The 10850-nt window shown below is 67.8% G+C and carries 10 protein-coding genes; 6 read left to right on the forward strand and 4 right to left on the reverse strand.

Translation table 11 applies throughout. From position 1 onward, the window contains the following. Positions 1-196 precede the first annotated feature (196 nt). Positions 197-610 (reverse strand): DUF5997 family protein, encoded by a 414-nt coding sequence (locus tag NA4_RS21035; protein WP_067472474.1) that lies wholly within the window; start codon positions 608-610, stop codon positions 197-199. 120 nt (positions 611-730) lie between these two features. On the opposite strand from NA4_RS21035, the gene NA4_RS21040 reads away from it, so the two are divergent. Next, positions 731-1651, forward strand: a complete 921-nt coding sequence (locus NA4_RS21040; protein WP_067472477.1) for a LysR family transcriptional regulator — start codon at positions 731-733, stop codon at positions 1649-1651. A gap of 42 nt (positions 1652-1693) precedes the next feature. Here the strand turns inward: NA4_RS21040 and NA4_RS21045 are convergent, their stop codons facing one another. Next, positions 1694-1963, reverse strand: coding sequence for a DUF2631 domain-containing protein (locus NA4_RS21045; protein WP_067472480.1), 270 nt, complete (start codon positions 1961-1963; stop codon positions 1694-1696). 221 nt (positions 1964-2184) lie between these two features. Here NA4_RS21045 and dxr point away from each other — a divergent pair, with 221 nt between their 5' ends. The 5 genes from dxr to NA4_RS21070 all read left to right on the forward strand — a co-directional run bounded on the left by dxr (position 2185) and on the right by NA4_RS21070 (position 8791). Further along, a complete protein-coding gene (dxr, locus tag NA4_RS21050; protein ID WP_067472483.1) occupies positions 2185-3324 on the forward strand; it encodes a 1-deoxy-D-xylulose-5-phosphate reductoisomerase in 1140 nt (379 codons plus the stop codon). A gap of 163 nt (positions 3325-3487) precedes the next feature. Next, positions 3488-4687: a M50 family metallopeptidase gene (locus NA4_RS21055; RefSeq protein WP_067472486.1), complete on the forward strand. Its 1200-nt coding sequence runs from the start codon at positions 3488-3490 to the stop codon at positions 4685-4687. A 153-nt stretch (positions 4688-4840) separates the two neighbouring features. Next, positions 4841-5998, forward strand: a complete 1158-nt coding sequence (gene ispG / locus NA4_RS21060) for a flavodoxin-dependent (E)-4-hydroxy-3-methylbut-2-enyl-diphosphate synthase (RefSeq protein ID WP_067472489.1) — start codon at positions 4841-4843, stop codon at positions 5996-5998. Positions 5999-6069: 71 nt separating this feature from the next. Next, positions 6070-6933 (forward strand): GNAT family N-acetyltransferase, encoded by an 864-nt coding sequence (locus NA4_RS21065; protein ID WP_084497295.1) that lies wholly within the window; start codon positions 6070-6072, stop codon positions 6931-6933. Between the two features lie 70 nt (positions 6934-7003). Continuing rightward, on the forward strand, positions 7004-8791 hold the full coding sequence (locus NA4_RS21070; RefSeq protein WP_067472492.1) for a penicillin-binding transpeptidase domain-containing protein: 1788 nt from the start codon (positions 7004-7006) through the stop codon (positions 8789-8791). Between the two features lie 153 nt (positions 8792-8944). Here NA4_RS21070 and NA4_RS21075 read toward each other — a convergent pair whose 3' ends face one another. Together NA4_RS21075 and NA4_RS21080 are read right to left on the reverse strand one after the other, a co-directional pair. Then, positions 8945-9922, reverse strand: a complete 978-nt coding sequence (locus NA4_RS21075) for a hypothetical protein (RefSeq protein ID WP_157129183.1) — start codon at positions 9920-9922, stop codon at positions 8945-8947. A 429-nt stretch (positions 9923-10351) separates the two neighbouring features. After that, the coding region (locus NA4_RS21080; RefSeq protein ID WP_174552974.1) for an IPT/TIG domain-containing protein at positions 10352-10850 on the reverse strand (499 nt) is incomplete at its 5' end.

Genomic DNA, 10850 nt, shown 5'->3' on the forward strand with positions numbered 1-10850 from the left:
ATATCGGCCGAGCGCGCGTCCGCGCCTGGTCAACCGGGCAATCCCCAGGGAGAAGTGAATCCTTTCGGGATTTCGAGCCTCTGATGTTCGTGTCAGCACGTCGGCTGGCACGGGACCGGAGGTTGTCGTGATCATTGGCCGGGAGCCGGGCCGCGTCAGGGCTCTCGCCCGGCGCCCATCCGGGGTCGGGGACGGGTTAGCCGCGGTTCTTCGCCGGGCGGTTGGTCGTGGCGCGGCGCTCGGCTTCCTTCGCTTTGATGCGTGCGTTCTCCGCGCGGACCGCGGCGTAGCTCTCACGTTCGCGAAGCAGCCATTCCGGCGGGTCGGCCAGCAAAGTGCCGATTTCTTCGGCGGTGAGTGCGTCGGACACCTCGGCGCGGGCCAGGCCTGCGTTGGAGACGCCGAGCTTGCGGGACACCACGTCACGGGGGAAGGGGCCGTTGCGGCGCAGCTCGATGAGCCATTCCGGCGGGTCGTTGCGCAGCGCGTCGAGCTGGGCACGAGAGATCGGCGCGTTGCGGAACTCCTCTGGCGCGGCCGGAAGATAGATACCGAGTTTGTTCGCCGCCGTCAGTGGCTTCATCATCTGCGGTTTTTTGTCCGGGCTCACCGATACAGCCTAACGGGCGCGGGCAGCCGGAATTTCCACGCCGGATCGAGCGAAGGCGAGGCAGCCCTTTGATCCGGCTGCCCGGAGGTCCGGACGGTGCGGTGGCATACGCTTCCACGAGTGAGCCGGTTGGAGTCGATTGATGTGCTGCGCCTGCGCTGGTTCGTCGCGGTCGCCGAGGAGTTGCATTTCGCGCGTGCGGCGAAGGCGCTGCGTATCTCGCGTCAGAAGCTGAGCCAAACCGTCATCGACTTGGAGAATGAGCTCGGGACGAAGCTTTTCGTGCCGGGTGCGCAGCCGACACAGCTGACCGGCGACGGGCGGGAGTTGCTGGAGCGGGCGCGTGCGATCATCGCGCGCGCGGAGGTGACGGTTGCCGAGCAGCCACAGGCTTCCGCGGTTCTTCGGGTGGGTTTCGTGCCCGGTGTCACCGTGTCGAAGTGGACGAGGATCTGGGCCGAGCGGTTCCCCGAGACCCCGCTCGAGGTCATCGCGCTCGCGCAAGCCGACCAAGAAGTGGCGCTGCGTGCGGGACGCGTCGACATGTGCTTTGTCCGGCTGCCGATCGACCGCGACGGCATGAGCGTCATCCCGCTCTACCGGGAGGTCCCGGTCGCGGTGGTGCAGAAGGACCATCCGATCTCGGTATTCGACGAGGTGCGCAAAGCTGACCTGGCCGACGAACATCTCCAGGACACCTCGGATGTCGATACGGTCGGCGGTGCGCTGGAACTCGTCGCCGCGGCGGGTGGGGCGGCCATCGTGCCGCATTCGCTCGCTCGTCTGCACCACCGCCGCGACCTCGTCTACCGCACCCTGGTCGATGTCCCGGAGACCGAGATCGCCCTGGCCTGGCCCGCCGACGGCACCATGGACGTGGTCGAGGACTTCATCGGCGTGGTGCGCGGCCGATCCGAACGCAGCTCGCGCGCTCCGGCCCGGGCGAAGAACCCGGAACCGCAGCGGAAGTCGCCCGCCGAACGCACAGGCGGCCGTTCGAGCGCGGCGAAGAAGAAGCCCACCCGGCGCCGCGGGCGGTAATCGCAGCTGAGTGCGTCGGGCTCCTGGCGAAGTCCTGCGGAACTAGCGCGGCTTGCGCTGCAACCACGAGTCGCGGATCAGAACGCCCACGATCGCGGCGGCGAAGCCGATGAGGAAGATGTTCTCGACCTGGCCGCTGTGGTTGCCCACCAGCATGGCCACCAGGATCAGCGCGACGATCCAGCCCGCGATCCGGAAGGTGCGACGCGACTCGCCGCTCCAACCCCAGGCGGCGGAGGGAACTTCGGCGGGATCCACGCGAGTGACGATGCCGCGCTCGGTGTCGGCGTGTTCGAGTTCCGTGGCGGCCACGATCGCTCCTTTAGCTGTTTCCTGTACCAGGTTCCGGTACGCACTCGATGAGCTACTGCCGCATATCGTGACATACGACGGTGCGTCGTTGTAAGCCGGTATGAGCGGTCAGGCTCGGAGGAGGTAGCGAAGCGTGACCACAGAGAGCTCCGCTCATGCCGACAGCGTGCACAGCCCCGCGTCCGTCGAACGGGTTCTCGGCGGTAGGACACAATGAGGTCGTGTCCGACATAGTCAGAGTCCTGCTGCTGGGCAGCACCGGATCCATCGGTACCCAAGCGCTCGAGGTGATCGCCGCCAATCCCGACCGCTTCGAGGTGGTCGGACTCGCCGCGCGCGGCGGCAACACCGAGCTGCTCGCCGCCCAGATGGCCGCCACCGGCACGCGCAACGTCGCCGTCGCCGATCCGTCCGCGGCGCGGCAACTGGACCTGACCCTGGGCGGTCCGGGGGCGGTGACCGAGCTGGTGCGTCGCACCGAGGCGGACGTCGTGCTCAACGCCTTGGTCGGCTCGCTCGGACTCGAGCCCACCCTCGCCACCCTCCAATCGGGCACCCGCCTGGCCCTGGCGAACAAGGAATCCCTGGTCGCGGGTGGTTCCCTGGTGACACGCGCCGCCGCGCCCGGCCAGATCGTCCCGGTCGACTCCGAGCATTCCGCGCTGGCGCAGTGCCTGCGCAGCGGTCGCGCCGAAGAGGTCGACCGGCTGGTGCTCACCGCGTCCGGTGGCCCGTTCCGGGGCTGGACGGCGGAAATGCTCGAATCGGTCGATCCCGCCGAGGCCAAGGCGCATCCCACCTGGTCGATGGGCCTGATGAACACGCTCAACTCGGCTTCGCTGGTGAACAAAGGACTCGAGCTGATCGAGACGCACCTGCTGTTCGGGATTCCCTACGACCGCATCGACGTCACGGTGCACCCGCAATCGATCGTGCACTCGATGGTCACCTTCACCGACGGCTCCACGCTTGCCCAGGCCAGTCCGCCGGACATGAAACTCCCCATCGCGCTGGCTCTCGGTTGGCCGGACCGAGTGCCCGGCGCTGCCTCGGCCTGCGATTTCAGCACCGCCTCCACCTGGACATTCGAGCCGGTGGACAACGAGGTCTTCCCGGCCGTCGAGCTGGCCCGCGCGGCCGGGCAGGCGGGCGGCAGCGTCACCGCGGTCTACAACGCCGCGAACGAGGTGGCGGTGCAGGCTTTCCTGGACGGCGCCATCCGCTTCCCGGATATCGTGCGGACGGTGGCCGCCGCGGTCGAGGCGGCCGGGCAGTGGCGCACCGAGCCGGATTCGCTCGCCGAGGTCCTCGCCGCCGACTCCTGGGCCAGGGAATTCGCCACCGCCCGGGTCCGCGGCTGACCGGGTGAGGCGGATCGGACTCGCGGAGCGACCGCGTCCTGGCACACTGAAGACACCGGGTCGGGCGGTGTCCGGTTAGGGTGATCAGAGTGCTCGCGGCCAGGAGCGGACGCGTGCGTGCGGGATATTCGAGCTGCGCAAACGCAGGAGGGCTGTAGAGCAAATGGTGTTCGCGTTGGGATTCGTGCTGTTCGCCCTCGGCATCACGCTGTCGATCGCGCTGCACGAATGTGGGCACATGTGGACCGCCCAGGCGACCGGAATGAAGGTGCGGCGGTATTTCATCGGCTTCGGCCCGCGCATCTTCTCGTTCCGCCGCGGTGAAACCGAATACGGCCTCAAGGCGCTCCCGCTCGGCGGCTTCTGCGACATCGCGGGCATGACGGCGCTGGACGAGCTGCGCCCGGAGGAGCTCGACCGCGCCATGTACCGCCAGGCCACCTGGAAACGGCTGCTGGTCATGTCCGGCGGCATCGCGATGAACTTCGTGCTCGGCTTCATCCTGATCGTGGTGCTCGCCGTCGGCTGGGGGTTGCCGAACCTGACCGAGCCGCCCGCCACCGCGCTGGGCGAGGTGAGCTGCGTGTCGCAGCAGCGTCCGGATGGTTCCTACGAGCCGTGCACCGGCGCCGGCCCGGCGGAGCGCGCTGGATTGCGGCGTGGTGACATCGTCAAGGAGGTGAACGGCGTCAAGGTGGACACCTGGAAGCAGTTCCAGAGCGAAACCCAGAAGCAGACGGGCCCGTTCACCTACCTCATCGAGCGTGATGGCCGAACCCTCACCATCCCTGTTACCCCAGAGCGGGTGATGCGCTACTCGGGGGATGGCGGGGCGGGCCGCGAGATCGGGGCCGTCGGAGTGGGACCAGATCGTTACGAACCCGTGCAGTACAACACGTTGGCCGCGATTCCCGCCGCGGGCGCGTTCACCGGAGACATGTTCGTGCGCACGGTGGACTCGCTGACCCAGATGCCCGCCAAGGTGTCCTCGCTGTGGATCGCGGTCACCGGCGGCGAGCGTGATCCGGAGACTCCGGTCAGCGTCTACGGCGCGAGCAAGATCGGCGGTGAGACCGCCGAACGCGGCTATTGGAACATGTTCATCCTGGTGCTGGCCAGCCTGAACTTCTTCCTCGGCGTCTTCAACCTGCTCCCGCTGCTCCCGCTGGACGGTGGCCACATCGCGGTGGTGATCTACGAGAAGATCCGCAACACCATTCGCGGCTGGAAGGGCCTGGCACCCGGTGCGCCGGTGAACTACTTGAAGCTACTGCCGGTGACCTACGTGTTCGTCGTGATCGGCGGCGCGTACATGCTGCTCACCCTGGCCGCCGACATCGTCAATCCGATCAGGCTGTTCTGACCGGGGGCGATAGCCGGGAGATGCGGTTCGCGACGTAGTCTGTCGCGGTCGGCCGGGGAAGCGTTGTCGCTGCTGTCACAGGGTGGCCGTGCTGCGCCAAGGCTAGACTCGGCACCGAATGTGCCCGGACACGACGAAAGTAGGCAGCCGAAGGTGACCAGCACAATCGGATTGGGGATGCCGACCGCTCCCGCGGCCGTGCTCGCTCCCCGGCGCAAGACCCGCCAGTTCATGGTGGGCAATGTCGGGGTTGGCAGTGATCACCCGATCTCGGTGCAGTCCATGACCACGACCAAGACGCACGATGTGAACGCCACCTTGCAGCAGATCGCGGAGCTGACCGCGTCGGGCTGCGACATCGTGCGGGTGGCCTGCCCGCGTCAGGAGGACGCGGACGCGCTGGCCACGATCGCGCGGAAATCCCAGATTCCGGTGATCGCCGACATCCATTTCCAGCCGCGCTACATCTTCGCCGCGATCGACGCCGGGTGCGCCGCGGTGCGGGTCAACCCGGGCAACATCAAGGAGTTCGACGGCCGGGTCAAGGAGGTCGCCAAGGCCGCGGGCGCCGCCGGGATCCCGATCCGCATCGGCGTGAACGCCGGTTCGCTGGACAAGCGGATGATGGAGAAGTACGGCAAGGCCACGCCGGAGGCACTGGTCGAGTCGGCGCTGTGGGAGGCGGGCCTGTTCGAGGAACACGGGTTCGGCGACATCAAGATCTCGGTCAAGCACAACGACCCGGTGATCATGGTGGAGGCCTACCGCCAGCTGGCCGCGCAGTGCGACTACCCGCTGCACCTTGGTGTCACCGAGGCGGGTCCGGCGTTCCAGGGCACGATCAAGTCGGCGGTGGCGTTCGGTGCGCTGCTGTCGGAGGGTATCGGCGACACCATCAGGGTGTCGCTGTCGGCGCCGCCCGCCGAGGAGGTCAAGGTCGGCGGGCAGATCCTGCAGTCGCTGAACCTGCGGCCGCGCAAGCTGGAGATCGTGTCGTGCCCGTCCTGCGGACGCGCGCAGGTCGATGTGTACACCCTGGCCAACGAGGTGACCGCCGGTCTGGAGGGCATGGAGGTGCCGCTGCGGGTGGCCGTCATGGGCTGCGTCGTGAACGGGCCCGGCGAGGCACGCGAAGCCGATCTGGGTGTGGCCTCCGGCAACGGCAAGGGCCAGATCTTCGTCAAGGGCGAGGTCATCAAGACCGTCCCGGAGGCGCAGATCGTCGAAACGCTCATCGAAGAGGCGATGCGGATCGCCGAGGAGATGGGCGAGGGCGCGGGCACCGGCGAACCGGTCGTCACGGTCGGCTGAGCCGAAACGCGCCGACCTGGGCTTTCGGCATAGCCATACCGTATGGCGCCGGTTCGTGGCAGGCTGTCACCGTGCGGAGTCTGCTGGAGCCGGCGCGACGGGCCAAACACGCCCCTGCGCGGCAGCTCGCGAATCGGGACCTGGCGCAAGTACTGCGGGTGCTGGACGCCGATCCGGTGGCCTCCTGCATGGTCGCCGCCCGACTACAGGAGTTCGGTCTGGATACCCGGTGTGGTCAGGGCGAGCTGTGGAGCAGGGGCGGTCCGGCGGAGTCGCTGTGCTTCTCGGGTGCGAACCTGGTGCCGTTGCTGGGTGACCGAGACGCGCTGCGCGCGTTCGCCGAGCGGGCGGTTCGCTGGCCGCGCATCTGTTCCTCGGTGGTGGGCCGCAGGGAGCTGGCGTTGCCGCTGTGGGAGATGCTGGCCGTGCACTGGGGCCCGGAACGGGAACTGCGCGGCGAACAACCGCTGCTCGCACTCTCCCAGCCACCGCTGGCCACGCCCGACCCGGCGGTGCGCCGGGTGCGTCCGGCCGAGCTCGAGCGCTACCTGTCGGCCGCGATCGCGATGTTCATCGAGGAGGTCGGTGTCGATCCCCGCGCCGGCGACGGCGGGCGCGGCTACCGCCGCCGCATCCAGAGCCTGATCGAATCCGGCCGCGCCTGGGCCAGTTTCGAGGACGGGGAAGTCGTCTTCAAGGCCGAGGTGGGCTCGCTGTCCCGGCGCACCGGCCAGATCCAAGGGGTCTGGGTGCATCCGGCCCATCGCGGAAAGGGCCGCGGCACCGCGGGCACCGCGGCGGTCGCGAGCGCGGTGGTCGCCTCCGGCCGCACCGCTAGCCTGTATGTGAACGACTACAACCGGATCGCCCGCCGCGCCTACAGCCGGGTCGGGTTCCGTCAGATCGCCACCTTCGCCACCGTCCTCGTCGATTGACCGCGCATCCGTGGTGAATTCCGGAGTGCCGCAGGCTTTTGCCTGCCGGTGGCCATTACCATCGGTGCCGATGCGGACTCGGATGCTCCTCTCGCTGGCCGTCGCGGTGACCGCGGTGGCCGCCGCGGGTTGCGCGGGCCAGGCACAGGGCCCGGTGCCCGCGGCGGACGCGTTCGTCAAGGCATTCGCCGAGCATCGCGTGGCCGCCGCCGCCGAACTCACCAATCTGCCCGAGAAGGCAAGCGACGCATTGCGTTCCGCCTGGAACCAGTTGCAGGCCGAGCAGTTCACCGCACGCACCGGCGCGGCACGGGTGACCGGCGACACCGCGACCGTCGACTACACCTACGAATGGCGGTTGCCCAAGAACCGGACGTGGAGCTACTCGGGTCAGTTGCAGATGGGCCGCAGCAATGGGCGCTGGATGGTCCGCTGGACCTCCGCCAACATCCATCCCAGGCTCGGCGACACCCAGACCATGGCGTTGCGCTCCAATCCGCCGCCGCGCGCGCGGGTCAACGAGCAGTCCGGCAGTGACGTGCTGGTGCCAGGCAAGGTGTCCCGGGTCGCTTTCGCCGCGGCGCAGGCACCCGATGCCGCGGCGGTGGCCACGACTCTGGCCGCGGCGCTGAACCGCTTCGACAAATCACTGACTCCGCAGTCGATCCTCGCCGCGGCGAAGGCGACTACCGGCGCCCACACCGTCGCCCTGCTCAACGAGAACGAATCCGGTCAAGTGACCACCGATCTCATCGGCCTGCCCGGCGTCACGCTGACCCAGCAGTGGGATCTGGTCGCCACCGATCGCGATTTCGCGCCGGATCTGCTCGCCCAGGTGCGTAAGACGGTGATCGCGGAGGTGGACGGCAGGGCGGGCTGGAGCGTGGTCACCATGAACGCCAACGGCGCCGACACCGACGTGCTCATCGACGTGCCGTCCCAACCCGCGCCGTCGTTCTCGCTCAGCGTCGACCGCAATGTGCAGAACGCCGCGCAGCGCGCCGTGGACGCGCGCACCGAGCAGACCATGATGGTGGTGCTGCGCCCGTCCACCGGCGCGATCCTGGCGGTGGCGCAGAACAAGGCGGCCGACCGGGACGGTCCGATCGCGACGATCGGCCAATACCCGCCCGGTTCGATATTCAAGACGGTCACGGCGGCCGCGGCCATGTCGACCGGTCTGGCGACTCCCGACACGATGCTGCCGTGCCCGAGCCACATCATCATCGGCGAGCGGACCATCCCCAACTACAACCTGTTCACGGTCGGCAGCGTGCCGCTGGTCACCGCGTACGAGCGGTCCTGCAACACGTCGTTCGCCAAACTCGCCAGTGAACTGCCCGGGCCCGCGCTGCATGACGCCGCCGCGAAACTAGGTGTCGGCCCGGCCTATTCGGTGGTCGGACTGCCAACGGCCTCCGGCTCGGTGCCGCCCGCCGACGATCTGGTCCAGCGCACCGAGGACGGCATCGGCCAGGGCAGAGTCGTGGTCAGCCCATTCGGTATGGCGCTCATGGCGGCGACCATCGCGCACGGCTCGGCGCCCGTGCCCTATCTGATCGCGGGACGGCCGACCCGGGTCGACGGCGACCGCCCCGCGCTTGCCCCGGACGTGATCGCAGGGTTGCGCATGATGATGCGCAAAGTGGTCATCGGCGGCACCGCCGAGCGGATCGCCGATCAGGGCGAGGTGTACGGCAAGACGGGCGAGGCCGAAGTCGACGCCGGCTCGCACTCCTGGTTCGTCGGGTTCCGCGGCGACATGGCGTTCGCCACGATGCTGGTCAAAGGCGGTAGTTCCGACAATGCCGTCGCCGTGACACGAGATATGTTCGCCGCGTTGCCCGCCGGGTATTGACGCGCTCGCGTTCGCACACCGGAACAACCCAGAACAGCAGCTCACGGTGCCGTGGGCGGTCCAGCGGGAACCGCGCCACGGCAACCATAGTCGACCGATACTTCACGAGTGCGCCCTTCTTCGTCGTGCCTGGTCCGCCGAAGTGCCGCAGCTCTACTCCCGCGATGCGATCAGCAGATGCTCCAAACTGGTCGTCCGGTCGGAGTACTCGTCGACGCCGATGACCGCGACGAACTCGCGATCACCGGCACGCTGCTGAAGCGGACTCCATGAGGTGGCCAGATACCAACCCGCTCCGGCGGTGCCGTGCGGGCCCAGACCCCCGCAATAGATCCAATATCGGTCCGGGTGGATGTCCGGACTGGGCCGCACCCGCGCGATGACGCCGATATTGCGGTCGTCGTTCGAGTCGTATTCGCTGCCGTCGCTCAACCGCAGGCGCATCGAACGAGAGCCGTCCGAGGCCGTGCTGTCACGGATCGTGAACAACGGACGCGCGACGGTCTCGAGATACAGATGGGTGCAGCCGTTGCCGCTCAGCCCGAAGCTGATATACGGCCGGTCGGAGCGGGCGACCATGTCGCGGTCGCTGCGTACGTCGGCCCGAATGCTGGTGTGGCGTTGCAGCAAGGAGAACACATACAGCAGTCCGCGAACTTCGCTCTCCGTCACGACGGAGGGCAGGTCGACGCCGGTCTGCGTCCCGAAGGGAAGGGAGATCCCCGCCACTCCCAGGGCGTCCACGGACGGTCTGGACAGCTCGAGTCGCGGGTACACCAGAGTGGTTCCCCTGGTGGTCATCTCGGTCCCGAGAAACGCCTCGAGCTGGATGTCGGTTCCGGACGGACCTACCTCGTGTGATCTGGGGTGCGCCGGTGTGGAATTGGCCATCTGAAACAATCCTTCAACAGTCCAGCCCGGGAACATTCTCTCCAGCACCCGGCAGTGATAGTCGCGCGGAAGCCCGACCATGCGACCCGACAACCACTGGTAGTACTGCGCCTTCGCCGGCCCATGCCCCGGCGGAATGGGCGGGTCGAGCTGCGCCGCGCACCTGTCGTACGCGGTCAGGAAATCCGGATGACTTTTGAGATGCCGCTCCGCCAGCAGCATCTTGAGTACGGTCGCCAACGAAAACCCCCTTACCCCTGCAGCCTCCGTCCACGGTGACGAAGGCTCTGTTGGATTCGCTCAACCGCAACGAATCTGGGCCGTCGGCAACAGCCTGCCGACGGCCCAGCCGCATCAACCGTTGAACACAGGTAAAGCTGACTGCATTACTTGTTCCTCCAAAGGTTGTGGCGGTGATTTGCACGGTGCCTGTCCCGGCGGGGAAGCCGGCCGCGATCTGTGGTGTCGGAGCCGACGGTGATCGAGGCTGTCGGTGCGGCACCGAAGGTCACTGCAGTGGCTCCGGTCAGTCCTGTACGGAGCCAACCGAAATACCCCTCACCCCTGCAATGCCGCCTGTGTGCCGGAGATTTCACCGCAATCCCCTCAACCGCGACGCGGCTGGGCCGCCGGCGATAGCGCACCGACGGCCCAGCCAAACTATAGCCGTCAGACATAGGTGTAGCTGACGCCGTTACTGGTGCCGCTCGCGGTCGTGGCGGTGACCTGAACGGTGCCTGTTCCCGCTGGGGATGTGGCCGTGACCTGCGTATCGGAGACGACGGTAACCCCGGTTGCCGGTGTGGCACCGAAAGTGACCGCGGTGGTTCCGGTCAGACCCAAACCGGTGAGGGTAACCGAGGTCCCGCCTGCGGTGGTCCCGGAGGTCGGGCTGATCGAGGCCAGGAACGGGGTATAGGTCCAGGTGACACCGTTGCTGGTCCCGGTTGGGGTAACGACGGTTACTTGGACGGTGCCCGTTTCCGCTGGGGATGTGGCCGTGATCTGCGTGTCGGAGACGACGGTGAAAGAGGTCGCCGGATCGGTGCCGAAGTTGACGGCCGTGGCTCCGGTGAAGCCTATCCCGGTGAGGGTGACCGAGGTCCCGCCCGAGACCGGGCCCGTAGTCGGGCTGATCGAGGTCAGGGATGGGGTGTAGTCGAAGGCC

The organism is Nocardia amamiensis NBRC 102102 (assembly GCF_001612745.1).
Classification (GTDB): domain Bacteria; phylum Actinomycetota; class Actinomycetes; order Mycobacteriales; family Mycobacteriaceae; genus Nocardia; species Nocardia amamiensis.